Annotated in this window: 24 protein-coding genes; 7 read left to right on the top strand and 17 right to left on the bottom strand. The window is 51.4% G+C overall.

All coding sequences use genetic code 11. From position 1 onward, the window contains the following. Nucleotides 1-13: 13 nt before the first annotated feature. Nucleotides 14-400 carry an Asp23/Gls24 family envelope stress response protein gene (locus tag MHI43_RS09705; protein ID WP_009589611.1) on the bottom strand — a complete coding sequence of 129 codons (387 nt, stop codon included), beginning with the start codon at nucleotides 398-400 and terminating at the stop codon, nucleotides 14-16. A 187-nt stretch (nucleotides 401-587) separates the two neighbouring features. Here MHI43_RS09705 and cax point away from each other — a divergent pair, with 187 nt between their 5' ends. Next, the gene (gene cax, locus MHI43_RS09700; protein WP_015734317.1) at nucleotides 588-1,661 is read left to right on the top strand and encodes a calcium/proton exchanger; all 1,074 of its coding nucleotides are present in this window, start codon (nucleotides 588-590) and stop codon (nucleotides 1,659-1,661) included. Between the two features lie 114 nt (nucleotides 1,662-1,775). On the opposite strand, the gene MHI43_RS09695 is transcribed toward cax, so the two are convergent. From MHI43_RS09695 to MHI43_RS09675, 5 genes are all read right to left on the bottom strand, one after another. Continuing rightward, nucleotides 1,776-2,063 carry a YlaN family protein gene (locus MHI43_RS09695; protein ID WP_009589686.1) on the bottom strand — a complete coding sequence of 96 codons (288 nt, stop codon included), beginning with the start codon at nucleotides 2,061-2,063 and terminating at the stop codon, nucleotides 1,776-1,778. A 150-nt stretch (nucleotides 2,064-2,213) separates the two neighbouring features. Continuing rightward, on the bottom strand, nucleotides 2,214-2,459 hold the full coding sequence (locus MHI43_RS09690; RefSeq protein WP_009589671.1) for an HPr family phosphocarrier protein: 246 nt from the start codon (nucleotides 2,457-2,459) through the stop codon (nucleotides 2,214-2,216). A gap of 95 nt (nucleotides 2,460-2,554) precedes the next feature. Next, on the bottom strand, nucleotides 2,555-3,670 hold the full coding sequence (locus tag MHI43_RS09685; protein WP_015734316.1) for an aminopeptidase: 1,116 nt from the start codon (nucleotides 3,668-3,670) through the stop codon (nucleotides 2,555-2,557). A 123-nt stretch (nucleotides 3,671-3,793) separates the two neighbouring features. Further along, nucleotides 3,794-4,588, bottom strand: a complete 795-nt coding sequence (locus tag MHI43_RS09680; protein WP_341283252.1) for a hypothetical protein — start codon at nucleotides 4,586-4,588, stop codon at nucleotides 3,794-3,796. 135 nt (nucleotides 4,589-4,723) lie between these two features. After that, nucleotides 4,724-6,715, bottom strand: a complete 1,992-nt coding sequence (locus MHI43_RS09675) for a sensor domain-containing diguanylate cyclase (protein ID WP_015734314.1) — start codon at nucleotides 6,713-6,715, stop codon at nucleotides 4,724-4,726. A 525-nt stretch (nucleotides 6,716-7,240) separates the two neighbouring features. Between MHI43_RS09675 and rpsD the strand changes: the two genes are divergently transcribed. Then, on the top strand, nucleotides 7,241-7,843 hold the full coding sequence (rpsD, locus tag MHI43_RS09670; RefSeq protein ID WP_036665926.1) for a 30S ribosomal protein S4: 603 nt from the start codon (nucleotides 7,241-7,243) through the stop codon (nucleotides 7,841-7,843). Nucleotides 7,844-8,104: 261 nt separating this feature from the next. Further along, nucleotides 8,105-11,212, top strand: coding sequence for a transglycosylase domain-containing protein (locus tag MHI43_RS09665; RefSeq protein ID WP_036665928.1), 3,108 nt, complete (start codon nucleotides 8,105-8,107; stop codon nucleotides 11,210-11,212). 154 nt (nucleotides 11,213-11,366) lie between these two features. Here the strand turns inward: MHI43_RS09665 and acsA are convergent, their stop codons facing one another. Beyond that, a complete protein-coding gene (gene acsA / locus MHI43_RS09660; RefSeq protein ID WP_036665933.1) occupies nucleotides 11,367-13,091 on the bottom strand; it encodes an acetate--CoA ligase in 1,725 nt (574 codons plus the stop codon). A 286-nt stretch (nucleotides 13,092-13,377) separates the two neighbouring features. On the opposite strand from acsA, the gene MHI43_RS09655 reads away from it, so the two are divergent. After that, the gene (locus MHI43_RS09655) at nucleotides 13,378-14,010 is read left to right on the top strand and encodes a GNAT family N-acetyltransferase (protein ID WP_009589652.1); all 633 of its coding nucleotides are present in this window, start codon (nucleotides 13,378-13,380) and stop codon (nucleotides 14,008-14,010) included. Between the two features lie 106 nt (nucleotides 14,011-14,116). On the opposite strand, the gene MHI43_RS09650 is transcribed toward MHI43_RS09655, so the two are convergent. From MHI43_RS09650 to MHI43_RS09635, 4 genes are all read right to left on the bottom strand, one after another. Continuing rightward, on the bottom strand, nucleotides 14,117-14,818 hold the full coding sequence (locus MHI43_RS09650; protein WP_036665935.1) for a 5'-methylthioadenosine/adenosylhomocysteine nucleosidase: 702 nt from the start codon (nucleotides 14,816-14,818) through the stop codon (nucleotides 14,117-14,119). 117 nt (nucleotides 14,819-14,935) lie between these two features. Continuing rightward, nucleotides 14,936-15,946: a catabolite control protein A gene (gene ccpA / locus MHI43_RS09645; RefSeq protein ID WP_015734310.1), complete on the bottom strand. Its 1,011-nt coding sequence runs from the start codon at nucleotides 15,944-15,946 to the stop codon at nucleotides 14,936-14,938. A 93-nt stretch (nucleotides 15,947-16,039) separates the two neighbouring features. Continuing rightward, nucleotides 16,040-16,387 (bottom strand): bacillithiol system redox-active protein YtxJ, encoded by a 348-nt coding sequence (ytxJ, locus tag MHI43_RS09640; RefSeq protein WP_036665936.1) that lies wholly within the window; start codon nucleotides 16,385-16,387, stop codon nucleotides 16,040-16,042. Between the two features lie 95 nt (nucleotides 16,388-16,482). Continuing rightward, entirely contained in the window at nucleotides 16,483-16,983 is a 501-nt protein-coding gene (locus MHI43_RS09635) for a hypothetical protein (protein ID WP_051425424.1), read from the bottom strand. A 221-nt stretch (nucleotides 16,984-17,204) separates the two neighbouring features. Here MHI43_RS09635 and MHI43_RS09630 point away from each other — a divergent pair, with 221 nt between their 5' ends. Continuing rightward, the gene (locus MHI43_RS09630; protein WP_036665937.1) at nucleotides 17,205-17,738 is read left to right on the top strand and encodes a type 1 glutamine amidotransferase domain-containing protein; all 534 of its coding nucleotides are present in this window, start codon (nucleotides 17,205-17,207) and stop codon (nucleotides 17,736-17,738) included. 143 nt (nucleotides 17,739-17,881) lie between these two features. On the opposite strand, the gene ptsP is transcribed toward MHI43_RS09630, so the two are convergent. The 4 genes from ptsP to aroA form a co-directional block, all read right to left on the bottom strand. Then, on the bottom strand, nucleotides 17,882-19,645 hold the full coding sequence (gene ptsP / locus MHI43_RS09625) for a phosphoenolpyruvate--protein phosphotransferase (protein WP_036665938.1): 1,764 nt from the start codon (nucleotides 19,643-19,645) through the stop codon (nucleotides 17,882-17,884). Next, on the bottom strand, nucleotides 19,642-21,525 hold the full coding sequence (locus MHI43_RS09620; RefSeq protein ID WP_036665939.1) for a glucose PTS transporter subunit IIA: 1,884 nt from the start codon (nucleotides 21,523-21,525) through the stop codon (nucleotides 19,642-19,644). The genes ptsP and MHI43_RS09620 overlap by 4 nt, the downstream gene beginning before the upstream one ends. 189 nt (nucleotides 21,526-21,714) lie before the next feature. Next, on the bottom strand, nucleotides 21,715-22,137 hold the full coding sequence (locus MHI43_RS09615; RefSeq protein WP_009589621.1) for a CoA-binding protein: 423 nt from the start codon (nucleotides 22,135-22,137) through the stop codon (nucleotides 21,715-21,717). A 52-nt stretch (nucleotides 22,138-22,189) separates the two neighbouring features. Next, nucleotides 22,190-23,482 carry a 3-phosphoshikimate 1-carboxyvinyltransferase gene (gene aroA / locus MHI43_RS09610; RefSeq protein WP_036665942.1) on the bottom strand — a complete coding sequence of 431 codons (1,293 nt, stop codon included), beginning with the start codon at nucleotides 23,480-23,482 and terminating at the stop codon, nucleotides 22,190-22,192. A 165-nt stretch (nucleotides 23,483-23,647) separates the two neighbouring features. Here aroA and MHI43_RS09605 point away from each other — a divergent pair, with 165 nt between their 5' ends. Then, on the top strand, nucleotides 23,648-23,956 hold the full coding sequence (locus tag MHI43_RS09605) for a rhodanese-like domain-containing protein (protein WP_175320732.1): 309 nt from the start codon (nucleotides 23,648-23,650) through the stop codon (nucleotides 23,954-23,956). 139 nt (nucleotides 23,957-24,095) lie between these two features. On the opposite strand, the gene MHI43_RS09600 is transcribed toward MHI43_RS09605, so the two are convergent. Continuing rightward, nucleotides 24,096-24,614, bottom strand: a complete 519-nt coding sequence (locus MHI43_RS09600) for a shikimate kinase (protein WP_036665943.1) — start codon at nucleotides 24,612-24,614, stop codon at nucleotides 24,096-24,098. A gap of 190 nt (nucleotides 24,615-24,804) precedes the next feature. Here MHI43_RS09600 and MHI43_RS09595 point away from each other — a divergent pair, with 190 nt between their 5' ends. After that, nucleotides 24,805-25,197, top strand: a complete 393-nt coding sequence (locus tag MHI43_RS09595; RefSeq protein ID WP_036665944.1) for a hypothetical protein — start codon at nucleotides 24,805-24,807, stop codon at nucleotides 25,195-25,197. Nucleotides 25,198-25,241: 44 nt separating this feature from the next. Here MHI43_RS09595 and gndA read toward each other — a convergent pair whose 3' ends face one another. Next, nucleotides 25,242-26,651, bottom strand: a complete 1,410-nt coding sequence (gene gndA, locus MHI43_RS09590) for an NADP-dependent phosphogluconate dehydrogenase (RefSeq protein ID WP_175320731.1) — start codon at nucleotides 26,649-26,651, stop codon at nucleotides 25,242-25,244. Nucleotides 26,652-26,781: the final 130 nt, after the last annotated feature.

The raw sequence follows: 26,781 nt of genomic DNA, 5'->3' as shown, positions 1-26,781 counted from the left end.
CCCAAGGTTCGTCTTATTTGGCTCGAAGCTGAATATCGTCGATTTCGTCGTCTTTGAAAGCTACGCCTTCGACCTTCACGTTGACCTCAACCACGCGAAGCCCTGTCATGCTCTCGACAGCTTCGCGGACATTCTGTTGAAGCATGCGGCACACTTCATGTATAGGCGTCTCGTAAAGCACGATAATCCGCAGGTCGATCGCTGCCTCCAGCTGCCCTACTTCTACCGTAACACCCTTTTGCACATTTTTGCCGCTCAGCCGCTTCGCCCAGCCCTCGGACAATCCACCGGACATGGCTGCAATACCTGGGGTTTCCAAGGCAGCCAATCCGGCAATTTTCGAGACGACATCATCCGATATTCGAATCAAACCGTTATCCAGTTGAAGTTGTTCCGTCATGCCATTTCCTCCTTCACCTCATTATCCGTTATTGTAAATGGTAACGGGCCTAAAAAGCAAATGCTCGCTTCTGAAAAGAACGATAATTTTTCGAAAAATTTGGGTATATTGTAAAAAGCGATACGAGAATCGTCGTTTTCGCTCGCAAGTACTCATCAGTACATAAACCATAAGGTAGGTGTCGGTTATGAAGAAATGGCTCAATCCCGCGCTTCTGATCTTTACCTTTTTGCTTAGTGCGCTGGGACATTTTGCGAATTGGAACTTCACGCTCCAATTCATTCTGTCTGCCATCGCGGTTATTTTTGTCGCCGGTTTTCTCGGCAAAGCAACGGAAAGCGTCGCGCATTACGCCGGCCAACGGCTCGGGGGATTCCTGAACGCTACCTTCGGCAACGCGGCAGAGCTGATCATCGCCATCCTGCTGATTAAGGAAGGTTTGTACGACATGGTGAAAGCCAGCATCACCGGCTCCATTATCGGCAACCTGCTGCTCGTCCTCGGGCTCAGCCTGTTTGCCGGGGGCCTCAAATTTAAAATCCAGAAATACAATGTGACGCTGGCTGGTCTGAATGGATCCCTGATGACGCTGGCCATTATCGCCCTGTTCATCCCTGCGGTCTTTCTGAATACCCACTCCATTACGGAGGGTGAAACCAAGACGCTCAGCCTCATTGTGGCGGGAATTCTGATCGTGGCCTACATCGCATGGCTTGGATTCTCGATGATCACCCATAAAAATTATTTGGCGGATGTCAGCGACGATCACGACCAGGATGCGCTCCCGCACGAGCACGGTCCCACTTGGTCCAAGAAGCGCTCGATTCTGTACCTTGTCATTGCCACCGTGATGGTTGCGTTTGTCAGCGAATGGCTTGTCGGGGTGCTTGAGCCCATCAGTCACGAATATGGCCTCAGCGAGCTGTTCATCGGGGCCTTCCTGGTAGCGATTATCGGCAACGCCGCAGAGCATAGTGCTGCCATCATGCTTGCGATGAAGAACAAAATCGGCGCGGCCGTAGAAATTGCCGTCGGCAGCAGCCTGCAGATCGCCCTGTTCGTTGCTCCCGTGCTTGTGTTCATCAGCTTCTTCCTTGGGGATACGATGGATCTCGTCTTTACCACGCTGGAGCTGGTCGCCATCGGCGTCGCCGTATTCATAGCCAGGTCCATTACGCAGGACGGCGCCTCCAACTGGTATGAAGGCCTGCTGCTGCTCGCCGTATACGTCATACTGGGCGTCTCCTTCTTCCTCGTATAAACCTTGGAAGCGGTGATTGCCACGGATTCAAATCTAATCGAAAAGCTAGAAAAAAACGCATGTCGCGGGAGCGCGACATGCGTTTCTCTATGTATGCGCCTGTACGAGTACAGGCTATTTGGATTGATTCATGGCTTCGTACAGGACCGCCAGATTGCGTTCAAGCTTGCTGATCAGCTGCTTTCCCGTACTTTCCGGAAGAAGCCCGGCCCGCACCGCGAAATCAACCTCTTTTGAAAAACCGTACATTTGGGTATCCAGCACTTCCTCATAGAGAGGGCAATAACGGGTCGCCAGATTCTCCATCTGTACTTCAATAAGCTTTAGGATTTTATCTGCATCTTCATGAAGAAGACTGATCGCTTTGAGATTCAGCTGTTCCTGTAAATCAGATGAAGTCATGATCTTCCCCCCTATGTCAAAAATCACAGCACAGTTACTATCTTTAATATTAGTCGAAATCGTTTCTCAATACAAGGACCTGAACAAAATAGACCCCTTCTCTACGAAAAAACACCCTTCCATGGATTGAAAGGGTGTTTTTGGCGAATGTTATTCAGCCACGACGGATACGTTCAAGCCATGCTTGGTGAATACGTCGATCATTGCTTTTTTGGCTTCATCGGCATCAGGACCATGTACATGCAGTTCATAGCTTTGGCTGTTGACAAGCGTTGTGAACAGACCCAGGATGCTCTTAACATCAATGTACTTGTTCTCCGCCTGCAAAACGATGGAGGATGTGAACTGGCTGGCTGTTTGCGAAATTTCTACGATAGATTGATTGTTATTGGACATACGAATCCCTCCGTAACTTTAGGATCTGAATAAAGCTCATCACTGCACCTTCATGATACATTGAATCCGTTTTCTTATGCAACATTTTTTCCAATCTATTTAAGATTTTCCGGATTTAATGCTTCCAGTTCTGGAATAACGAATAGGCCATCCTTGCGGATCAGGCGATCATCAAAGTAGATTTCCCCGCCGCCGTACTCCGGACGCTGGATCAAAACGAGATCCCAGTGAATGGAGGATCGGTTGCCGTTGTCTGTTACATCATATGCTTGGCCTGGCGTAAAATGCAGGCTTCCTGCAATTTTCTCATCGAAGAGAATATCCTTCATCGGTGTCAAAATGTACGGGTTGAAGCCGATGGCAAATTCGCCGATGTACCGCGCACCCTCATCCGAATCCAGGATCTCGTTCAGCCGCTTCGTGTCGCTCCCTGTTGCTTCGACGATTTTCCCGTTTTCAAAGCGGAATTTAATATTTTCGAAGGTGACTCCATTGTAAAGAGTCGGCGTGTTGTAAGCGATCGTCCCGTTAACCGAGTCACGAACGGGCGCGGTGTACACCTCGCCATCCGGAATGTTCTTCTGGCCGGAGCACTTTTCCGCGCCGATGTTTTTGATCGAGAAGCTGAGGTCCGTTCCCGGTCCCACGATGCGAACCTTGTCGGTATTCCTCATCAGCTCGGCCAAAGGATCCTGGGCACGGTCCATTTTGGAGTAATCCAGATTGCACACATCGAAGTAGAAATCCTCAAAGGCCTCCGTGCTGGTGTTGGCAAGCTGCGCCATGCTGGCGTTCGGGTAACGGAGTACCACCCATTTGGTGCGCTTCACGCGCTCTTCGCTATGTACGGGATGCGAGTAAAGGGCATTGTACAGCTTCATGTTCTCTTCGGGCACGTCAGCCATATCGTTGACGTTCTCGCCTGCGCGGATGCCGATGTAACAATCCATTTTTTTCATGCGTTCAAGATCCAGCTCTGCCCACAGCTCAAGCTGCTCCTTATTTGCGTTCTTCAACATCGCGCGCTGGACCGTACGATCCGTCAATTGCACGAACGGGCGGCCGCCTCCCTTCGAGACCTCCTCGATAATGGCATTCAGCAGATCGCGCTCCGATCCGATCATTTCGATGAGCACATTTTCCCCTGGCTGCATATCCACGGAGTAGTTCACGAGATTCTGAGCCAATTTTTGAATTCTGGGATCACGCATATGTCTTATCCTCCTTATGATGACTGTTCCCTATTGTATAAATTGAACAGCGGTAAATTTATATTATTGTAGCACGCCGGGCAGCCTCGCGTCAGCGCTCATCGTGAAAAAATTTTTAATGGCTCAATAACCGGTAAACGTAACATCCGACAGCAGTGTTTCGGTACGTGCTTTGCCTTGTTCGTCAACAAAGGATAACCTGCGCTCCATGGTCATCTTGGTAGGCAACTGGCTTTTTCTGTTAATGGTTACATGACAGACCGAAACGGCATCCGCCTCATTCAGCATGTTTTTCATTTCATGGTAGTCCCTTTCCCAGATTTCCTTCAGCCGCTTGCGAACCTTCGGATCGTCGCTGTATAACGGGTCGCCTTTACGTTCAATCCGCTCAGCCAACGCCTTCATCTGCTCATCCAGCGACTCGTCCACCATATGGGCAGCCGCCTCGGGCGACAGCTCGACACGCAGCACCTTCGTTCCTCTTGCGGCCCCCAGTTCCTGGGTTACGGTCTTCTCCGACTTGCCCATGTACTCCAGCAATTCCAGCGGATTTAACCGGTTCATCCACATTCCCCCGGCATGCTCCGACGAAAGCGTCCTCCACTTGCCATCCTTTCGCTTGAGCGTCACGGTAAGTTCATTCGATTTATATGCCGATTCGGCAGACATCTTGTCATTATTTATGACGGTGCTTCTCTCTTTTGAAGATAAGGTCAGGTCGGAATGATGCCGCAGATTCCCTTCAAACGCCAGGCTTTCCTCAAACGGTCCTGTTTCTCCGCTCCGAATCGCCGTTTCTCCTCGAAAAGAGAAATTATCGATGCCAGACAGCCCCGACAAAGCACGGTTAAACGCTTCTTCGGCAGTCAGCTGATCCTGCCAGGCGCATCCGGTTAAGCCAAAAATGAATACCATCATAGCGATGACGCTTCGTAACCTTCTGTTTCGCATAATCATCAGCCTCTCGTTGATCTTGCTATTAGGCTATCCGCGGCCCCTTACATTATGCAGATTACAGAAAAAACCCTGCAGCCTCTCTTAGCTGCAGGGTATCTAATCCATTCCGATCTCGGCTTCGGCCCTCTCCACGACGATCCGGTTGCGGCCGCCATTCTTCGCTTCGTAGAGCGCCATATCCGCCCGATAGAAGAGCGACTCCACGCTGATCTTGTCATTGGTCCAGTTCCACTCGGAAATCCCGCAGGACACCGTTACGCGCGGATCGGTCTCTTCGGCCACCCGTAAGCGAATCCGTTCGGCCACCTGCACCGCCTGCTGAATGCCGAGTCCCGGCAAATACACCGCAAGCTCCTCACCGCCCCAACGGGCCGGAATATCGCTGTGACGAATGGTTGTTTTTACGATGCTGCTGACCTGCTTCAGAATCTTGTCACCACGCTGGTGCCCGAACGTGTCGTTGACCTGCTTGAATTCGTCGATGTCCACCACGATGAGCGAGCCGCAAAAATCACGGTTCTGGCATTCATGGATTATTTCATCCAGATAATGTCTGGCGTACAGTTCGGTCAGCATATCCCGGTTAGCCATTCTTCTCACTTCCGCATGCAGGAAGGCATTCCCGATCGCCAAGCCGATATGGCTTGTCAAGGCTTGAAGCAGCCGATAGCTGTCGTACGAGAAATAATGCCGCTTCGCATGGGTGAGCAGGACGACGCCCCTCACCTCGCCGTTAACCATTAGCGGAGTAGCAATCATCGAGCTGGACCGCGTGCTCTCCATCAGCCTGGATTCTGCCGGACGCTCTTCCTGATAGTCTGACAGAATGAGCGGCTCCTTCGAATGATAGACGAGGCCCCCCAAGCCGTAGTCCTTCTCGAAGACCTCCTTGGCCAGCCACTCGGCGTTGCAGGATACCACCTCTAGACCGCCAAGCTCCTCATTATGGATCAGAATGCAGCAGTAATCCGCCTCAAGGATCTTGAGCAGCTCATGATTGGCGAATTGAAATATCTCCGCCAAATGCAAGCTTTTGTTCAGCCGCTGGGTCAGCTCATTAATCATGCGGAGCTCATGAATCATCAGGTTGGATTGCTCGTACAGTTTGGCGTTCTCGAAGGCGGTGCCTGCCGCATCGGCCATCATCCCCAGCAGCTCCAGATCCATATCGGGCAGTTCCGACTTGTCCACTTCAACGTGAAGCACCCCATAGACGCCCTGCTTGCCTCCCATGGGAATCCCGATCTCCACCAGCGTGTCGGGTTCTTCATGCTCATGAATCGTCAGGGAACCTTCCATAAAGGTGCGAACATAAACCTCTTCCTGCCAATGATGGAGCAGCAGCGGACGCACGAGCGGATGAACGCTTTCATGGTCCTGTGACATAAATAATTCGACTTTCGCCTTGGGATACAGGGCCAGGACGCTATCAATAGCCTCCACCAGCACGCTGTCCACATTGATCTGCACATGCATCCGCTTCACGTACTGAAACAAGATGGAACGCCTCTGCACTTCACGTTCGGCTTGGCGGTGGACCTTCTCCAGGTCATCCGCAAAGATGTACTCCATCTGGCGGTAGAAGCAGGAACGGAACAGCAATGCGTAAGTTTCCGTCAGCATGAGCGACTGCTCCGGCTCCATCCTCCCCGAGGCAACGCTGACCATCACCGCAAAAAAATCGCCATGGACGCGCGTGAACAGCGGGACAGCGCACAGCACCCTTCCCTCAAGCGAACCCTTGCCCATGCCTTGGGCGGCTTCTTTCGAACGGAGCGTATGCGCCAGCGTCTCGTCCTCGCTTGCATGAACGTATTCCGTTATTTCGGGTGCCCCTGTCAGCCAAGCTCCCTCATGAGAAAGAAGGGCCCAGCTGAATTTCCGCATCGCCTGCGTGCCAGCGCTTTCTCTTAGCCACTCCAGATAGCTGTCTGATATGAGAGGCTGAATATAAGGGAAATCATGAGGTGTAATATCCAAGCCCTGAAGCCATAGACGAGGCTCGTTTCCAGGAATTGGCCCGGCATCATTGAACATGACCGCAGAACCGGGAGAGCTTTCATACACTTTCCGTTGTTCTTCTGACATATTGGGCGCTCCTTTGCACCATTATAAAAGGCCTATCCAAGACTGGCGTTCCGATTCATAATGTAAGGATCCATTCGGCTGCCGCATGGCGGCAACCCGGCTGTTCAACATGTTGGGGAATGATAATAACCAAAAAACACTACGATATGTAACTAGATAATTGCTACTACTTATTCCAATATCATATTACTCTTTTCTACCCATTTTTGCATCAGAATTTATGCGTTTTTCACAATAATTTTAGGTCCATGGTCCTATCGACAAAATTAGACAAAAACCAAGTTATAGTAAGTTGCAGGTTGAACTTGACTTTATATCATTACTTCATATAATATTTATTGTTGAGTAAGAATGCAATGCATTCGATGAATTTGGGCGGGTTGTGTCACCCTCACGTTATTTGTTACTGACAGGACAGCGGCTGAACTTTCCTGGCAGATCTTCCGGAAGATGACGGATAGAGCAAACAAATACGGCGCAAATAGAGCCCTAATGAAACTTTAATTAAAAAGGAGTCTATATAACATGGCACGTTACACCGGTCCTAAATTTAAATTAAGCCGTCGTCTGGGAATCTCCCTGAGCGGTACAGGTAAAGAATTGGCAAAACGCCCTTTCCCTCCAGGTCAGCATGGTCCTAACCAACGGAGAAAAGTAAGCAACTACGGTATGCAGCTTCAAGAAAAGCAAAAGCTGCGTCACATGTACGGCTTGGGCGAGAAGCAATTCCGCACCCTGTTTAACAAAGCTACCAGCATGAAAGGTATCGCGGGTGAGAACTTCATGTTCCTGCTTGAGAGCCGTCTGGACAACCTGGTTTACCGTCTTGGCTTCAGCAACTCCCGTGCGGGCGCTCGTCAATTGGTAGCTCACGGTCACGTGACTGTGAACGGCAAGAAAGTCGATATCGCTTCTTATGCTGTAAGCACTGGCGATGTAATCGGCCTTCGTGAAAGAAGCCGCAACCTCTCTTCCATCAAGGAAGCTTTGGCTAACCGCGTGCATCTTCCAGCTTACCTCGAGTTTGATGAAGCAGCAATGGAAGGGAAATACATCCGTCTTCCAGAACGTTCCGAGCTTTCCCAAGACATCGACGAGAAACAAATCGTCGAATTCTACAACCGTTAAGATTCATTCGGAACCCAAAAAACCTGAAGGCCTCGGCCTTCAGGTTTTTTTTGTGTGGCACGGCTCTCTCCGAAACGAAAAGCTCCTCCTTAAATCAAGGGCCTTCAAAGCTTTTTCCCGTATGAACTTGGCGGCATATGCATTGCACCCTTCCCAAAAAAGTCATTCTTCCTCAAAAAAGGACACGCTATATAGGTACACATGATTCAAAACCTTCGATTTATGCTATAATAGGTGCGTTAAAAGGAGGAGTATACATTCATGGTTGAGGAGAAAAAACAAGAGCCTGAACAACAGAAAAAACCGCGAAAACGGTCCTTTCTGCGGGTGCTGGGATCCGTCATCGGATGGCTCTTTGTGGTAGGTCTGATGGGCGTTTTGTTCGCCGGAGGAGCCGTAGCCGGTTATGTAACCTCTATTGTTGAGAATGAGCCGGTAAGATCGCGTGCCCTCATCGAGAACACGGTGAACGATAATGCCATAACGGGCTTTGCCTACTTCGCGGATGGCTCACCGATCGGACAGCTTAGAACCGAAGAAGACAGACGACCTGTGGAGTTCAAGGAGATTCCCCAGCTTGTTAAAGATGCCGTCGTATCCATAGAAGACAACCGTTTTTATACACATAAGGGTGTTGACATAAAAGGTACCGCTCGCGCCGTGAAGGAACGCGTGTTGAATGAGCCGGTTCAAACCGGCGGCAGCACATTGACGCAGCAGCTGGCCAGGCTTACTTTTTTAAGTCGTGACAAAACGGATAACCGTAAGGTAAAAGAAATGCTGCTGGCGATGCGGATGGAGCGCTTCTTAAGTAAAGACCAGATTTTGACGGCCTACTTGAACAAGGTTCCATACGGCAACGGCTCGAGCGGATACCAGCTGTTCGGGATCAAGGCAGCGGCAAGAGGAATATTCAACATCAACAATCTGAATGATCTGAATGTGGCCCAAGCTGCATACTTGGCAGGTCTTCCGCAGCTGCCTTCCTCCTACTCGGCCTTCAACGGCAAAGGAGAATTTGATGAGAAATCGTTCAACCGGGCCATAAACCGCCAGCACCGCGTGCTGGCAAGCATGCTGGATGAAGGTAAAATAACGCAAGCCGAATACGATGAGGCCAAAGCATTCGATATCAAAGAATCGCTGGCTCCTCGCACGCAGAAAGCCTATGTGACTTATCCTTATCTCATGATGGAAGTCGAACGTCAAGCATCGAACATTCTGATGCAGCTAAGCCAGGAAGCTGAAGAGAACGCAAAAGGCAAGCAAGCGAACTCCGATCTGATGGATGCTTCCCGTGCTCAGCTGAGCACCGGCGGTTACCGTGTGTACACCACCATCGACCGGACGCTCTACAAGACCATGCGTTCCATTGCAGAGGATGACAGCAACTACTTGCCTGACAGCACCGAAAAAGGAATGGAGCAAACCGCCGCGATGATGATCGACAACAAAACCGGCGCCATTCTCGGCATGATTGAGGGCAGGGATTTCAACACGGAACAAATGAATTATGCTACGCAAATGAAACGGCAGCCCGGATCTGCCATGAAACCTATTGCCGCCTACTTACCGGCACTTGATACGGGGGCGATTCAGCCTGCCAGCGTGGTGGACGATTCACCGATCATCTTAAAGGACTACAGCAAAGTATTCCATATCCCTAAAAACTCGTACACCGGGTACAGAGGATTGATGACGGCAAGACAGGCGCTGAACGATTCGACCAATACGGTGGCACTCAAGCTGTTTAACAACACGGTCGGCATTGAGAAGGCCTGGGAGTTTTCCAAGAAGCTGGGCATCACTACCTTGGAGGAAGACGATTATAATGCTTCAACCGGCGTACTGGGCGGATTGCATTACGGCGTGACCGTGGAAGAGCTGACGAATGCCTACAGTTCCATCGGCAATCAAGGCAAATTCACGGATGCATTCATGATCGAGAAAATCGTGGACTCCAAAGGCAATATTGTTTATAAACACGAAGTAAAACCGGAGCAGGTATTCTCCGAGCAGACAGCGTATCTCATGACGGATATGCTGCGTACCGTCATTACGAACGGAACCGCCAGCAAGGTCCGGGATACGTACAAGAAATTCAATGAGGTTCCCGTCGTGGGTAAAACCGGCTCCACCCAGAACTACGGGGATGTTTGGTTCATGGGATACTCGCCGGATGTTACGCTTGGCGTATGGGTCGGATACAAGGAGCAAAAAAATACGCTTGTCGGCGACCAGCGCAAGCACGCCCAGGCCATCTGGGCCAGAATCATGAACGAAGCGACGGACGTTAAGCCGGAGCTGTTCCCAACCAAAACGTTTGAAAAGCCGGAAGGCATAACGTCCAAGACGGTCTCCGCTTACAGCGGCAAACTGCCGACTTCCTTAACGGACAAATTCGTAACGGATCTGTTCAACGCGAAGTTCGTGCCTACCGAAAGCGATGACGGCATCGCCAAAGCAAAATACATTACCTATCGGGGCGTAAATTATATTCCACAGGAAGCAACGCCTTTGGATATGTTGAGAGAACAAATCGTAATCAAGCGTGAAAAGCCGATTGACGAGCTGATTGTGGAACTCCAGAACGCCTTGAAGGTTATGAAAGGTGAAAAGAAAGCGCTGGAATCCTATCTCCCGCAGGATGCGAAAAAAGGAATGCCGAGCAAGGTCGATCCGAGAACGGACGACGGCAAGGCCCCTACTCCACCGAAAAACGTACATTATTCGGTGGGCAGCGGTTCCATCAGCTTTAATGCCAGCGGATCGCCTGATGTTGTCGGATACCGGCTCTTTAAGTCCGTGAACGGCAGCCCGTACACTCATCAAGGCCAGGTCATTCTTGGCGACGAGAGCCTTGTCTTCTCAGGTCTTGGAGCTGACGGCGTATTTACGACCTATTACGTCGTCGCCGTTGACGTAGCCGGCAAGACGTCTGAGCCAAGCGCTATTGTGGGCGGCACAACATCGGGATTCCCATTACCGGGCGACACTGAAACGAACCCGGATGACACCATCGATCAGCCTGATGACGGCATCACCGAGGAAGAGCCCGATATCGATCCCGGATTTGGGAATGAAGGCGCCACGACTGTACCGTCTGCACCAGGCCAGCCGACACTCACAGCTACTCCGGAGGGTTTCCAGGCCACTTGGAGCGGAAACGCTCCGGAAGAAGAGGTCATGGTCTACAATATCTATATCAGTCCGAACAGTGACGGGAACTACCAGATTCTAGGCTCAAGCAAGAGCACGGAGTTCTACTATACCTCGGGCAACCCGATTGGCGGCACCTTTAGAATTACTGCCGTCAATCCGATTGGTGAATCTGCAGCTTCGCCAGCCGTATATTTTGAGAAGAAATAGATCGTTTACGTAAAAACCAGCCGTTCTACAGACATTACTCTGTGGATGGGCTGGTTTTATTTTTAACTGGAGACAACTGCCTGAAATAAAAAAAGAGCCGGCCATGAACATGGCGGTTAGCCATCTTCATACCAGCTCTGTTATGATCTGCTTATTAATCTTCAATCGTGGATAGATCGCCAGTCGGCAGATCCAGTTCCCAGGCTTTCAATACGCGCCGCATGATCTTACCGGAGCGCGTCTTCGGAAGTTTATCCTTAAACTCGATTTCACGCGGGGCGGCATGGGCGGAAAGGCCTTCCTTCACGAAACGATAGATTTCATCCTTGAGCTCCTGAGAAGGCGTATAGCCCTCACGCAGGGAGATAAAGGCTTTAATGATCTCGCCGCGTGTTACATCAGGCTTACCGATAACGCCGGCTTCGGCTACGGCCGGATGCTCAACGAGCTTGCTCTCCACCTCGAATGGCCCGATTCGCTCCCCGGACGAATTGATCACATCGTCGATTCTGCCCTGGAACCAGAAGTATCCATCCTCGTCCATATAGGCCGAGTCGCCGGAAATGTACCAGCCCGGAATACGGAAATACTCTTGATACTTCGCTTCGTTATTCCAGATGGTTCTCATCATGGACGGCCAAGGTGTCTTGATGGCCAGGTTCCCCATCGTGTATGGAGCAACTTCTTTCCCATGATCGTCCAGGATCGCCGCCGTAATGCCCGGCAACGGACGCCCCATGGATCCCGGCTTGATCGCCATCCCCGGATAGTTACAGATCAGCTGTCCTCCGGTCTCCGTCATCCACCATGTATCGTGGATACGCTGCTTGTAAGCCTTGTGTCCCCAACGCACTACCTCGGGGTTGAGCGGTTCGCCAACGGACAGCACGTGCCGTACATGGCTCAAATCATATTGGTCGATGAGATCGGAACCTGCCCCCATCAACATCCGGAAGGCAGTCGGAGCGCTGTACCATACCGTTACTTTGTTGTTTACCAATGTGCTGTACCAGTCCTGCGGGCTAAAGCGGCCTCCGCGAATGACATTGGTCACGCCGTTCAACCATGGCGCAAAAATACCGTATGACGTACCGGTTACCCAACCCGGGTCCGCCGTACACCAATATATATCGTCTTCCCTTAAATCCAGAACAACCTTGCCTGTATAATAATGCTGCACCATCGCGTTCTGCACGTGATACACGCCCTTCGGTTTCCCGGTTGAGCCTGATGTATAGTGCATGATCAATCCGTCTTCCCGCTCAAGCCATTCAATCTCCAGCTCGCTGGATGCGGCTTCAACTTCCTTGTGGTAGTTTACTAGACGCGGATCCTCTTCTTCCACTTCGCCAACGACAAAAATATGCTTCAGTTCGGGCAACTCATCCCGTTTCACCCGTGACAACAGCGCAGGCGTCGTAATCAGCGCAACCGCTCCGCTATCCTCCAAGCGATCCTTTACCGCCGTCTCCATGAACGCCTCGAACAATGGGCCTACCACGGCACCAACCTTCAAAATACCAAGCAAACCGGCATAGAGCTCAGGGCCGCGCGGCATAAAGATAAATACCCGATCGCCTTTGCCCACGCCATATTTGCGCAGCACATTGCCGAACTTGTCGGATTTCTCTTTCAATTGCGCAAAAGTAAGAGTCTCCTCGCGGGCGGCGTCACTGTACAAGAGTGCTATCTTGTCTCCTCGTCCCTCCGCTACATGACGGTCGATTGCCTCGTACGCCATGTTTACTTTACCCGTCTCATACCAAGTAAAATGTCTCTCGATTTCGTCCCATGAAAACTCGGAGCGTGCCTGCTCGTAACTCTTCATATTGGAATGTGATACTTCACTTGGCAATATTTCGCTATGCGTTTGATTCATGATAACATCCTCCTCATTCTCAAATCGGTCTCCTCATAGTGGACAGCGCTTACAAAATGATTGAATGAAACATACATTTTACACATTGCGGCGGGTTATCACGTTGTCACAGTCATCGAGTCATTAACCCTTGGAATTCGCAAGGAAACATATCGTTAAGTACGATACAATTGTGAAGGTTTTATGTCGAAAAGATTATATCATAGCTTTTGTTTGCCTGTCATTGCTTTTCATTTTTTTATTTTTTTGCTATAAGTAGGGTATGGAATTGAAAGGAGCGTAACGGATGGAACACTGCAAGGTATACCAGTCTCATGTTTTGTTCCCTGAAGACCGCCGCCTGATCATCGAAGGACCTGTACCTCCCGAGCAGCTATCCGAACTGACCATGCACCCTGATCTCAAGGCTTTTCGTCGTCCTGCGGAGCAGCATGAGGCTTTGGTGGAAATTGCAGGCCTGCCCGAAGGCAGAATCATCATCACGAGGGACCGAGATATGATCGTAGGATACGTAACGTTTCATCACCCGGATGAGCAGGAGCGCTGGTCTGAGGGCAATATGGAAGATTTGATCGAGCTTGGTGCCATCGAGGTTGCGAAAGACTACCGTTCCCTAGGCCTTGGGCAGCGGATGATCAAAACCGCATTCGAGGAAGGCCAGATGGAGCGCTACATCGTGTTTACGACCGAATACTACTGGCATTGGGACCTAAAAGGCAGCGGCCTTAACGTGTGGGATTATCGCAAAATGATGGAGCGCTTAATGAAAGTCGTGGATATGGAATGGTACGCAACCGACGATCCGGAAATCTGCTCCCATCCCGCCAACTGCCTCATGGTCAGAATCGGACGGCACGTGCCGCTTTCATCGCAAGAACAATTCGACCGGATCCGTTTCAGACAGCGGTTTATGTATTAAATCGATCCTCAATAAAACAAACTCCCCTGGGCTTTGCTCAGGGGAGTTTGTGTATCTTTCGCTCATGCCGGATTAAGCATAACGAGCGCTTCCTATCATTTAATTGCTAGAGTTTACCCAGCATATAGTTCACGATTTCATGAGAACGCTTGGAAGCTTTTACAGTAAATTCGGGGAAGTTGACATGCGCAGAACCGTCGGCCTTATCCGACATGGATCGGATCACCACATAAGGCACGCCGTTCATGTAACATACCTGGGCAACGGCAGAACCTTCCATTTCCGCGCAAGCCCCGTTCAATTCCTCGTAGAGCGTCTGCACCGTATCGCGGCTGGCAATGAACTGGTCCCCAGACAGGACCTTCCCTACGATGTAATGATTCACCGCCTGCTCTTTGCAGGCCTCCTCCGCCAGCTGGATCAAAGAGGCGTCGGCGGGAAAATCGGACAGCTCCTGATACGGGATGACCCCGCGCGCAAAACCTAACGGCGTCACGTCCATATCATGCTGCATGCATGAAGAGGAGATCACGATATCGCCGATGTTGAGCTCCGGATGCAGCGCGCCCGCTACGCCGGTAAACAATATTTTGGAAACGCCGAAGAAGTCGATCAAGATCTGCGTGGTAACCGCTGCATTGACCTTGCCGACCCCGCTCTTGCATACGACGACCTGCTTGCCATGGATCGTTCCCGATGCATAGGTAACTCCTGCCCTAACGGTTGTTTCTTTATTCTCCAGTTGACCGAGCAGCAGCTCCACTTCTTCGTCCATAGCCCCGATAAGGCCGATCACCTGTGCTGTCATGTCGATATCCCTCCTGATTATAAGAGCGCATAAAAAACCCACCAGAAAAAAGCCCCTTAAAACCAGGAGCTTTTCTCGAATCCATCTTGTTCATCTAAACGTTTGGTTTCACGCAGCCTATTCGTTCACATGGCTGACCGAGAGGCGAAGAATCGTTTCATGCGGCAGAATCACGCGAGGATTCTCCACATTTTCCTTCTTCATCAGCTTGGTAAGCAAACGCATCGCTACGGCTCCCAGATCATACATCGGTTGGGCCACCGTTGTCAGCTGTGGACGTACCATCGAAGCCATCCGGATATTGTCTACGCTGATGATCGAGAAGTCATCCGGCACCTTATAGCCTTCATCCTGAATGCTATGAATCGCGCCAATCGCCATCTCGTCGGTAGCGGCAAATATAGCGGTTGGTTTCTTCTTGAGGCCCAGGAAGTACTTCATCGCTTCCACGCCGGACTCATAACGATAGTTACCGATCCGCACCAAATCCTCTTGATACTCGATGCCTGCCGCTTCCAGCGCTTTTTTGTAGCCTTGGAAACGAGCATAGCCGTTTGCCGGATCCTGCAGCGTGCCGCTGATCATAGCGATCTCGCGGTGTCCGTGCCGAATCAGCGTGTTGACCGCATCAAACGCAGCCTGTTCATGATCGATGTCGACCGAAGGATAAGAACCTCTCTCATCACTGGTCGCACAGAGAACAATCGGCACAGCCGATGTCTGGAACGCCTGGATATGCTCGTCCGTCACCGTTCCACCCATAAACAACAGCCCGTCCACTTGCTTCTCAAGCAAGGTGTTGATTACGCGGATTTCCTTTTCCTTACGTTTGTCGGCATTACACAAAATTATATTATAGTGATACATGTTAGCAATATCCTCAATACCACGGGCAATCTCCGCAAAGATCGAGTTTGAAATGTCAGGGATCACAACGCCGACGGTTGTGGTCTTCTTGCTGGCCAGGCCTCTGGCTACCGCATTCGGACGATACCCTAAACGTTCAATCGCTTCGTATACTTTTTTCCGGGTCTGAGGCTTAACGTTCGGGTTATTGTTTACAACCCGGGATACCGTCGCCATGGAAACGCCTGCTTCGCGCGCAACATCGTAAATGGTTACCGTCAAATTCCTTCTCTCCATTGCCAATAGATTTTCATTCGTTCAATACCAATTGAATTTATGATACGACAAATTACTGCTTTGTGCAACGACACGACATCATATGCCGTCCAATTGAGCTTTCAGCGCTTCAGCCGTAATATGGGAATGGGATGTATGCCAGACTGGCGCTCCTTCTTTCACAAGTATAACTTGCGGCGATTCGTGTTGGATGTTCAGAGTTTCGGCAGCCTGACTGGACACCGGTCGGTCCGCAATGACATCGATCCACACATAGTCGATCCGCTCGTTCGGCTGGTCCTCAAGGTAAGCTTGCACTTCCCTGTAGGCTCCGGCACTAATTGGGCATCTGGTACTATGTTTGAACAATAGCAAGTGCTTCCGATCGGAAGATTCCAGCGTGCTGCGCAGCTCTTCTTTAGTAGTCATTTTCGTCAACGTCGCCATAGGATATACATTCCCTTCATTGTATTGAAGTTCCTATCCTCTATCCTAACAAAAAGTGCGTGAAAAATCCAACAACCACGAAAATTTTCTGAAAATTATCTTGCATAATTGCTCGAATTTTCAGGAATGAGAGATTTTATGGTGCTTAATTGCTCGAGACGCCCCTCAATTTGTCTCATCCAGTCGCCGTCGGCCAGGCTCTGGGCATAACGGAATAGATCCAACAGCATATTAATGCGCTCGTCAAACACTTCCATGCAGCGCGCCTGCCATTCGGGCGACGAATCATCATCGTATGTACGGAACACTTCACGAAGAACAAATGCGGCTTCATTGACATCTGCGAACGAAACGCGTATTCGCTCGGTCTCATTGTTAATCGATGCGAGATAGCGCAGCAAATCCGGTTTAATAAGAGGCAGAAGCTCATACTTCTTGCAGGCCTGACAGGCATAAACAGGAACATCACATATCCGAGTTTTTCTTTCATGAATCAGCTTTCTTAATTCCAATTTCATACTTTGTCCGCAGTTGCAGGTTTTGAACAAAATGCCCACCCCAAATCCTATCACGTAATCTAAAACCAACAGTCCCATGTCACAAATCTGTCACCTGAATTAGTTCTATTCGACTATCATACCAGAGAATCCTCCAAATTTGTGATAATGCTTTATTTACCAGAAATGTTTTCAAATGTTCCTTCTTCGGACGCTTCCATGAAACTCCTCTCCATATTTGTTACAATGAATACAGTCTTAAAGGACCGAATGCGCAGCGTTACGGTTATATCAAGATTTTTGAGAAAGGAGCTAGGCCAATTATGCGATTGACTGGAAAAAAGGTTATAGCGCTTGTAGATGAAGAATTCGAGGATTTGGAGCTATGGTATCCCGTTTACCGGGTCCGCGAGGAAGGGGCGGAAGTCCATCTCGCCGGGCTGGAAAAGGGTAAAACTTACACCGGCAAATATGGCGTTCCGGCTCAGGCCGAGTATTCGTTTGAAGAGCTGAACAGCAAGGATTATGACGGAATACTCGTACCGGGCGGCTGGGCGCCGGACAAGCTGCGCCGATATGATAAAGTGCTTCAACTGGTGAAAGAAATGAACGAGGACCAGAAGCCGATCGGACAGATCTGCCATGCAGGATGGGTGCTGATCTCCGCCAAAATCCTGGACGGAGTTACCGTTACTTCCACGCCGGGAATCCGCGACGATATGGAAAATGCGGGCGCGATCTGGAAGGATGAGGCGGTCGTGACCGACGGACATATTATTTCCGCACGCCGGCCTCCGGATCTTCCGCCATACGGCAAAGCCTTCTGCGATGCGCTGGCGCAGCAAGGCAAATAATTACTCCTCATCCCCCATATGCAGAAACAGCCGCCTTTGTCACCAGGGCTCCTGGTGAGATAGGCGGCTGTTTTTTTATGCTCATATAGCTTGTCCTTTAAAAAAAGAAGCCTGGAAAAAGTCGATGATCCCTATCTTAACGGTTAAGACGCCGTGCTGTCCGTCCCGTTGGTTCCGTTCCGATAACTGCTCCGTTCGGCAAAAGCGCTAAGACGTTCTTCGACAGCGGAGCTGGTACGCAGCTTGAAGCAAGCCGCCGCTTCTCCTTTCGCTTCTGCAGCATTCGTATTCAAAATGCGATGCTTCACGCGGAGCAGGGATTGCGGAGACATGCTCAAATCCTTAACGCCGAGCTCAAGCCACAGCGGAATCGCTCTTTCGTCTCCTGCCAGTTCTCCGCACACGCTGACTGGAATCCCTGCCCCATGGGCAGCCTCCACCGTCGTCCGGAGCATGCGCAAAATGGCAGGATGAAACGGATGATACATATGCGCGATCTGCTCGTTCATCCGGTCCACGGCCAGAACATACTGAACCAGGTCATTGGTCCCGATGCTGAAGAAATCGGCCTCTTCTGCCAGCAAATCCGAGATCGTGACCGCTGCAGGCACCTCGATCATGATGCCGACCTTGATGTTCGGATCATAGGCGATGCCGCGTCGGTCCAAATCGGCCATGGCACGCCGCAGCACGGCATTGGCCTGCTTGACTTCTTCTACCGATGAAATCATCGGATACATGATTTTGACGTTGCCGTATGCGCTGGCTCTCAGAATCGCGGTAAGCTGGGTCTGGAACGGTTCGGTTCGGTCCAAGCTGATGCGGATGGCGCGGTACCCGAGGAAGGGGTTTTCTTCTTCCGGAAGCGCGAAATAATCCAGCTGCTTATCGCCGCCAATATCCAGCGTACGAATCACGACGGACGCCTGGCCTGCGTTCTCCGCAACCAGTTTATACACTTCGAACTGCTCCTCCTCCGTCGGGAAGTTGTGCCGGTCCATATACAAAAACTCCGTTCGGAACAATCCGACTCCCTGCGCGCCGTTCTTCAGCGCAATCTCCATTTCCTTAACGGAGTTCATGTTCGCGGCCAGGTTAAAGTATGTTCCGTCCTTGGTTACCGCATCAACGGCTGCCAGGAGCTGCAGCTGCTCTTTCTTTTTCCGCTGCTGGTCCCGGATGCCTTCATACCGCTCCACGATGAGCGTGTCAGGCTCCAAATAGAGCACCCCCTCATCTCCGTCCACCACCAACTGCTGTCCGGTCTGGATCGGTTTATCCAGCTTGTTCTCGATCCCCGAAACGAGCGGTATGCCCAGCGCGCGGGCCATGATCGCCGAATGAGAGGTCTTGCCGCCGGTCATCGTCACGATACCAAGAACGTGGGAAGGATTCAGGTGAACGAGCTGCGACGGGGAGAGCTCCTTCGCAACCAAAATGTAAGGCTGCGTATCGGCCGGGAGCTTCACTTCGGGAGCACCAAGAAGATGCTTCAGCAGCCGATTGCCGACATCCTTAATATCAAGCGCCCGCTCCTTCATGTACTCGTCGTCCAGCAGATCGAACATGGATACGAAATGATCGATCGCCTCTTTTACCGCCACCTCGGCAGCCTTGTACTGGCGCTCGATGATCCCTTGAATTTCGTTCATGAACACGGGATCCTCCAGTATGGCCAGATGCGCGTCAAAAATCTGCGACTCCTCGTGCCCCACCATTTCCTTGAATTCGTTCTTGATGTATTCAATTTCATTCTTGGAGGTTCGTATGCCTTCATATAAGCGCTCGAACTCTTTGGCTAAATCGACAGCGTCCATTTCGGAATCCGGAAGATCCAGCTCCCAATGCGGCAGTACGAAAGCCTTACCGATAGCTACGCCTGTTGCTGCGCCAATGCCTTGTATCATGATTCTCTACCCCCAGCATTACTCTCATTTAATACGACGGACATGACAGATGACTGTCCTCTTTTCACGGTCTTGAACGGAGCATAGCTCCAGGATCTTACTTTATCGGGATTGGTGATTACCATTGGCGTGGCCAGCGATGCGGCATGTGTCTTTAAATACGCCAAATCGAACTTGACCAGCAGTTGCCCCGGTTCAACGGTATCCCCTTCGCTGACCACAGCCGTAAACGGTCCTTTCAACTGGGAAGTGTCGATCCCGATATGAATCAATACCTCAAGCCCTTCCGGCGTTGAAATCCCGATGGCATGCATCGTCGGATACACGTGCATGACCGTGCCGTATACCGGTGATACAAGCTCTCCTTTTTCCGGTATGAAGGCGACGCCGTTGCCGACCAGCTTCGCGGCAAAAATATCATCCGGCACTTCGTCAATCGGAAGCATGCGTCCCTGTACGGGCGCGCTGAACAGAACGCGCGGCAAATCCTGCTGCATCAGCTTGTTTATCTCTTCGCGGATGAGCTCGGAATACGTCCCGAACACCACTTGCACGTTCCCCCCGCCCAGCTTGATAATGCCGGCTGAACCGAGCAATTTCAGTGCGTCAGAATCAATCTGACGATCATTGTATACGGTCAATCGCAGACGCGTCATGCAGGACTGCACCTGAACGATGTTGTCTTTGCCTCCAAGCGCCTCCAGAATGAGCGGCGCCTGATAGGGAATATCGCCTGCCCGGCCTTCCAGCGCCGAGCCCTCCTCGCGCCCCGGCGTGGGGATTTCGAAGGTGCGTATCGCCCAGCGGAACAGAAAATAGTAGACGATGCCGTACACGGCCCCGATCGGTATGATGATCCAGGCGTTCTGCGATAAATGGAAGTTGAGCACGTAATCGATGAATCCGGCCGAGTACGAAAAACCGTGATGGATGTCAAATGCATAGGTAAGCACCATCGCGAAACCGGCCATCAAGGCGTGGAGCACATACAGATATGGAGACGCAAATAAAAACGCGAACTCGATCTGCTCCGATACCCCGGTCAAAAAACAGACAAGCGCGGACCGCATAAACGTCTTTTTCACTTTCGGCTTCAGATCTTCACGCGCTTCCTGGATAATGGCAAACGCGATCGCCGGCAGGGCAAACATCATGATCGGGAACAAACCGGCCATGAAGTCGCCGGCCGTGGGATCCCCCGCGAAGAACCGGGGCAGATCTCCCTGCACGACGGTACCATCCTCCGTCTCGTAGGAGCCCAGCTGAAACCAATACACATTGTTTAACAAGTGATGCAGACCGAAGGCCGTGAGCACGCGGTACAAAATTCCGTATAGAAACAAACCGAAAGCTCCCATATGTACGGTAAGATCATAAAAAGCATCTAACCCGCGCTGCACAAGGGGTGCTGTCCCCAGCATGATCCAAGCGAATATCGTTGAGAACAATCCCATGAACAGCAGTACAAATCTGGAGCCTCCAAAAAACTGTATGGCTTCGGGAAGCTTAATATGTTTGAACCGGTTATACACGTAACCGGACATTACCCCAAATATAATGCCGATCAAGGTCGAGGGCTGTACGCTCCCGTCTCCCAGACGGGATATGACCTGATCATAGATGAACATGCCGGCAAGGGCGGCGAGTCCGGCGGGACCTCCCTGATTCGAGAGTCCCCATGCGACGCCAATGGCAAATAAATACGGCATGTAATAAAACACCCCGTGCCCCGCTGCCTGAGCGATTTCGCCCAAGGTTCCGAAGCCCCACGCCGACCATGGCAAACTCCCCACGCTAAGCAGGAGAGCTGCCGCCGGAAGCGCCATTGTAGGGAGCATGACTGCTCTGCCCAGCTGTTGCAACGATCCCAACCAATTCAAGGCGAGCCCTCCTTTCTATCCTTGATGGTAAGCGCTGCGCCTGTTTTTGTCAAAAAGAATTAAGGGCAAATGCCCATAGCAAAAGCAAGCCCTGCTAACAGAACGGCGACAGAACCGGACCATGTCCAGTCTGCCACCGGCTGTTTTCTACGCAAGACTTGCCTATTCTTCCGAAATGCGCTTTGAAGTTTAACGGCCGCCCAATGCGATGGAATCCTCGACCTTGATGCAGCGGTCCATAATCGCGATCATGCCGCTGCTTTCGGCGATGGCCGCCGCCTCCTCACTGATGATTCCCTGCTGCAGCCAGAGCACCTTCGCACCGATCTCGGCGGCTTCCCGTGCTACATCGGCGCAGTATTCGCTGCGCCGGAACACATTGACGATATGGATCGGCTCGGGAATGTCCTTCAGGGAAGGATAACTTTTCTCGCCGAGGATTTCGGCTGCACCAGGGTTTACCGGGATGATCCGGTATCCGCGTTGCTGCATCGCGGCAGAAACCATATGGGATGTGCGGTCCGGCCGATCAGACAGGCCAACGACAGCGATATTGCCCGCATTTCGTAAAATATCCGCGATTTCTTCGCGCGTAGGATTTTCAAATGCCATGGTTCATGACCACCTTTCCGTTCCTTATCGATGAGAATCTTGGCCTATTCCTCTATTTTACCCATTCTACATCGGCGCCAAGCGCCTTCATGTGATCAAAATATTGCGGGTACGACTTGGCTACATGGTGGGCGTCCTTGATCCGGATCGGCTGTCCTGCGCGCAGCCCGACCACCGTGAGGGCCATGATCACCCGGTGATCGTAATGGGCATTGATCTCAACCCCGCCCTCGACGCCGCCCGGACGGCCATGAACGATAATCTCGGCCTGGCGCTCCTCCACGTTGGCTCCTGCTTTACGCAGTTCGGTCAAATAATCCGTAATCCGGTCGCATTCCTTGTAACGGAGATTCTCCACGTTGTAGAACCGGGAGGTCCCTTCGGCAAACACGGCTGCCGCCACCATCGCGAGCACCGCGTCCGTCGCCGCGTCTCCGTCGAATTGGAGCGCCTTCAGGGTGCGGTTGCCCTGCACATGGACATTTCCGTTCTCATGCGTGAGCGGAACCTCCATCATTCGAAGAACGTCGATAATGGCGCGCTCGCCCTGCTTGCTGTCCTCCGACAGATTGCGGATCGTTACATCGGACTGCGTAACCGCGGCAGCCGCCAGCACGGCAGCAGACCCCGGATAATCGCCTTGAACCGTATAGGTCTTGGCTTCGTAGGATTGCCCTCCGGGAACCCGGAAGAACGTATAGTCGTCCGCTGCGTGAATCGTAATGCCGGCCTGCTCCAGCACTTCCAGGGTCTGACCGATCACGACCTTGGATTTCAGATCTCCGGTAACGGTGATCTCGCTGTCTTCGGCAAGCAATGGAGTCAAGAACAACAGGGCGCTTAAATACTGCGAGCTTACTTCGCCTGAAACGGTGAGCTTGCCGCCCTTCGGTTGGCCGCCGCGAATCGTGATGGGCAGCCTGCCATCGTTATGCTCCACTTCCACGCCCAATTGGCCAAGGGCCTCAATGAGATCGTCATGAGGACGCTTGCCCAGTGATTCCGGGTACGCATTGACGAAGGTAACCTCTTTAGACAATGCCGTTACACCCATCAAGAAGCGCAGGACGGCACCGGCGTTGCCAACGTTCAGCTCCTTCACATCCCGCGGCGATTTGCCAAAGCCCGTAATCACGGCTTTTTCCTCGTCCTCCTCGATCACGGCTCCGAGATCCCGGATACAGCGTCTCATCGCATCGCTATCCTCGCTGTGGGCAGGGTAATAAATCGTGCTCGTTCCTTCCGCTAGGGCAGCCACAAGCAGGTAACGGGTGGTATAGTTCTTGGAGGACAGTGCTCCGATTTCCCCTTTTAAAATAGGCGTAGGCCTGACGATAACATCCATCGTATGTATCTCTCCCTTGTATATAGTGTTGCGATTACCAGCATTACAATCTCCCTAGGATAAATTGACAGGGAAAGAACCGCTTGGTTATCATAGTTCATGTGAACCGGAAAATCAGATCGTTTGCGATCTTACTCATTTATGCTAAGAAAAGAGGTCTATATGATGAAACCGATCCCTCAAATGGAAACTTCGGAGCTTAGAAGCCGGCTTCAAAACGGCGAACAGGTGTACATGATTGATGTCCGCGAGGATGAAGAGGTTGCCGCCGGGATGATCAGCGGTGCCAAGCATATCCCGATGGGCGAGATTCCGAACCGCCTGGACGAAATTCCGCGCGACCAAGAGGTTGTCTTTATCTGCCGCAGCGGCGGACGCAGTCAACACGTATGCGAATTTCTCAATCACCAAGGCTTGAACAACGTGATCAACATGAAGGGCGGCATGCTGCAATGGCATGACGATGAAGTATAGGCAAGCCGTAAAGAAGGTGCGGGATGAACATGATCCCCGCCTTTTTTTGCTTGTGTTTGTGCTTGAGTTGATCCCGCTCGCAAACTCCCTTGATTAAAATCTCATCCATCACCATTCCAAGCCGGGTCCGCTTATCATCTTAGCCGCGGTAATGCGTTAAAATGTCAGCCGCCACTTCATCCGCGGATCGGCCAACCGTATCCACCATCACGTCCGCAAACCGGTATTTGTCCTTTCGCTCATCGAGGATGCGCCGAACCCTCTCTTCGACATCGCCCGCAAGCAGCGGCCGGTTGGCATCGCCCCGTACGCGTTCCACGATGCTGGCGGCATCCGCTGTGAGGGCAACGACCCAGCCGCCGCGTTTCATTACGTCGCAATTGTCGGAACGAAGGACGGCTCCGCCGCCGGATGCCAGGACGATTCCATCCCGGAGCAAAACGCTGCGCAATGCAGCGGATTCAGCCTCGCGGAAATACGGCTCTCCATCCTTTTCAAACATCTCGGAAATCGTTCTGCCTTCCATTCTCTCAATTTCCGCATCCAGATCTATCAAGTTGTAGCCGAGCGAGTCTGCCACGAGACGCCCCACGGTTGACTTGCCCGTACCCATCATCCCGATCAGAATGATGTTTCTACCCAGCTTATCCAATTTCACACCCCATTCGCTGCTTCACTGTAAAGGTTGTTCATATCATACCACAGCCCCAAATCTTTCGACAATGGACCCGACTCTCTAAATTGTAATCCAAATGTCTCAAGCCAAGCCCCTATTTATGGAGTCTATCTTATTCCCAAGCATCATACACTGTTACAAGAATGCAAGATTAGAAGAAGGGAATGAACCCATGGTGCCATTTCATCCAACCGGACTCTCTTCCTCGGCCAAGCGGATCCGCCGGATGCTCGATCCATCCTACCCGCTATGCCGCGAGGACGTGATGTGGGTGCTTCATTTTGTCCAAAAAAAAGTGGCTCTGAAGGATCCTGCGCTGCAAGATCTTTCAAAGCCACGGTTGCTGCAAAATTTCAACAGTTATTGCGAAGCCGCGCTGCTCTTGCTCGGAAGCGGAAACCACTTTCACACAAAGAACGGCGACATCCGCACCTGTCTCTTAGAAGCCATGCACGGGCTTCCCGAGCTGGCGGAGGCTATCTCCCCTACTGGAGCCCGCACGTTTGAATCGATGCCCTCGATCCCTGAGGACGGTATCCATACTGCTGCAAGAGAGCAGAATTAGTCCATCCGGAATGAGTCGATCATGCTGCCGATAAAAGAGCAGGATTACTCCATCCAGTTGTAGTGGAAGGTTCCTTCTTTGTCAACGCGTTTAAAGGTGTGCGCTCCGAAGTAGTCGCGCTGAGCCTGCAGCAGGTTCGCTGGCAGGTTCGCCGTACGGTAGCTGTCGTAGTATGCAAGCGCGCTGGAGAATCCAGGCACCGGAATGCCCAAGGATACCGCGGAAGCTACAACTTTACGCCATGCATCTTGATAGGATTCGATTATATCGGTAAAGAACGGATCCAGCAGCAGGTTCTTAAGCTCCGGATTGTTCTCATACGCATCGGTGATGTTCTGCAGGAAGCGGGAACGGATAATGCAGCCGCCGCGCCAGATTTTAGCGAGGTTGCCGTATTGCAGGTTCCAGCCGTATTCATCGGATGCTACGCGAAGCTGTGCGAAGCCTTGAGCGTAGGATACGATCTTGCTCGCAAACAGCGCTTTGCGCACATTTTCGATGAACTCGGCTTTGTCGCCGTCAAATGCAGCCGTTTTTGGACCATTCAGGATTTTGCTTGCCGCAACGCGCTCTTCTTTCATCGCGGAGAGGAAACGGGAGAATACGGATTCGGTGATCATGGAAAGCGGCACGCCCAGATCCAGGGAGCTTTGGCTTGTCCATTTGCCTGTTCCTTTTTGACCCGCCGTATCCAGGATGACGTCAACCATCGGCTTGCCGGTTTCTTCGTCGTATTTGGAGAAAATGTCAGCCGTGATCTCGATCAGGTAGCTGTCGAGTTCGCCTTGGTTCCACTCCGTGAAGATTCCGTGAAGATCCTTCGCATCGAGGCCGAGTACGTCTTTCAGCAATTGATACGCTTCGCAAATGAGCTGCATATCGCCATATTCGATACCGTTGTGAACCATTTTTACATAATGGCCGGCACCGTCCGGTCCGATATATGTACAGCAAGGCTCTTCGTTAACCTTCGCGGAAATGGCTGTCAGAATAGGCTCAACCAGCTTATAGGCACTTTCCTGTCCGCCTGGCATGATCGATGGGCCTTTCAATGCGCCTTCTTCGCCGCCGGAAACGCCTGCACCGATAAAGTTAAAGCCTTTTTCAGCCAACTCTTTGCTGCGGCGCTGCGTATCAGGGAAATAAGCGTTACCGCCGTCGATGATGATATCGCCTTGGTCCAAATGAGGAATCAGCTGTTCAATCGTAGCGTCCGTAGCTTGTCCTGCCTGTACCATGATCAGGATTTTGCGAGGAGTTTCAAGGGAATCCACGAATTCTTCGATCGAGAACGTTCCTTTCACTTGCTTGCCTTCGGTTTCCTTCAGCATATCTTCCGTTTTTTGCGGAGAGCGGTTATATACGGAAACGGTGAAGCCTTTGCTTTCGATGTTCAGGGCCAGGTTTTTTCCCATTACAGCAAGGCCAATCACACCGATTTGTTGTTTTGACATCTGGTTCTCCATCCTTTGCTCCAATATATTTTTAAACAACCCATCCCTACGAGATGATTTGCAATAATCTTATATTAACGTTTTTCATTTGACAAGTGAACCCCTGTCACAAAATGAGAACACGCGCGAA

Source organism: Paenibacillus sp. FSL H8-0457 (genome assembly GCF_038051935.1).
GTDB classification, from domain to species: Bacteria; Bacillota; Bacilli; order Paenibacillales; family Paenibacillaceae; genus Paenibacillus_AQ; species Paenibacillus_AQ lautus_A.
The sequence above is the reverse complement of the archived record's forward strand: the minus strand, read 5'-3'. Positions and strand labels throughout refer to the sequence as shown.

Excerpts from the sequence above, each read along its gene's own strand:
- MHI43_RS09705 (WP_009589611.1), bottom strand. The coding sequence starts at position 400 with ATGACGGAACAACTTCAACTGGATAACGGTTTGATTCGAATATCGGAT.
- cax (WP_015734317.1), top strand. The coding sequence starts at position 588 with ATGAAGAAATGGCTCAATCCCGCGCTTCTGATCTTTACCTTTTTGCTT.
- MHI43_RS09695 (WP_009589686.1), bottom strand. The coding sequence starts at position 2,063 with ATGACTTCATCTGATTTACAGGAACAGCTGAATCTCAAAGCGATCAGT.
- MHI43_RS09690 (WP_009589671.1), bottom strand. The coding sequence starts at position 2,459 with ATGTCCAATAACAATCAATCTATCGTAGAAATTTCGCAAACAGCCAGC.
- MHI43_RS09685 (WP_015734316.1), bottom strand. The coding sequence starts at position 3,670 with ATGCGTGATCCCAGAATTCAAAAATTGGCTCAGAATCTCGTGAACTAC.
- MHI43_RS09680 (WP_341283252.1), bottom strand. The coding sequence starts at position 4,588 with ATGATGGTATTCATTTTTGGCTTAACCGGATGCGCCTGGCAGGATCAG.
- MHI43_RS09675 (WP_015734314.1), bottom strand. The coding sequence starts at position 6,715 with ATGTCAGAAGAACAACGGAAAGTGTATGAAAGCTCTCCCGGTTCTGCG.
- rpsD (WP_036665926.1), top strand. The coding sequence starts at position 7,241 with ATGGCACGTTACACCGGTCCTAAATTTAAATTAAGCCGTCGTCTGGGA.
- MHI43_RS09665 (WP_036665928.1), top strand. The coding sequence starts at position 8,105 with ATGGTTGAGGAGAAAAAACAAGAGCCTGAACAACAGAAAAAACCGCGA.
- acsA (WP_036665933.1), bottom strand. The coding sequence starts at position 13,091 with ATGAATCAAACGCATAGCGAAATATTGCCAAGTGAAGTATCACATTCC.
- MHI43_RS09655 (WP_009589652.1), top strand. The coding sequence starts at position 13,378 with ATGGAACACTGCAAGGTATACCAGTCTCATGTTTTGTTCCCTGAAGAC.
- MHI43_RS09650 (WP_036665935.1), bottom strand. The coding sequence starts at position 14,818 with ATGACAGCACAGGTGATCGGCCTTATCGGGGCTATGGACGAAGAAGTG.
- ytxJ (WP_036665936.1), bottom strand. The coding sequence starts at position 16,387 with ATGGCGACGTTGACGAAAATGACTACTAAAGAAGAGCTGCGCAGCACG.
- MHI43_RS09635 (WP_051425424.1), bottom strand. The coding sequence starts at position 16,983 with ATGGGACTGTTGGTTTTAGATTACGTGATAGGATTTGGGGTGGGCATT.
- ptsP (WP_036665938.1), bottom strand. The coding sequence starts at position 19,645 with ATGATACAAGGCATTGGCGCAGCAACAGGCGTAGCTATCGGTAAGGCT.
- MHI43_RS09615 (WP_009589621.1), bottom strand. The coding sequence starts at position 22,137 with ATGGCATTTGAAAATCCTACGCGCGAAGAAATCGCGGATATTTTACGA.
- aroA (WP_036665942.1), bottom strand. The coding sequence starts at position 23,482 with ATGGATGTTATCGTCAGGCCTACGCCTATTTTAAAAGGGGAAATCGGA.
- MHI43_RS09605 (WP_175320732.1), top strand. The coding sequence starts at position 23,648 with ATGAAACCGATCCCTCAAATGGAAACTTCGGAGCTTAGAAGCCGGCTT.
- MHI43_RS09595 (WP_036665944.1), top strand. The coding sequence starts at position 24,805 with ATGGTGCCATTTCATCCAACCGGACTCTCTTCCTCGGCCAAGCGGATC.
- gndA (WP_175320731.1), bottom strand. The coding sequence starts at position 26,651 with ATGTCAAAACAACAAATCGGTGTGATTGGCCTTGCTGTAATGGGAAAA.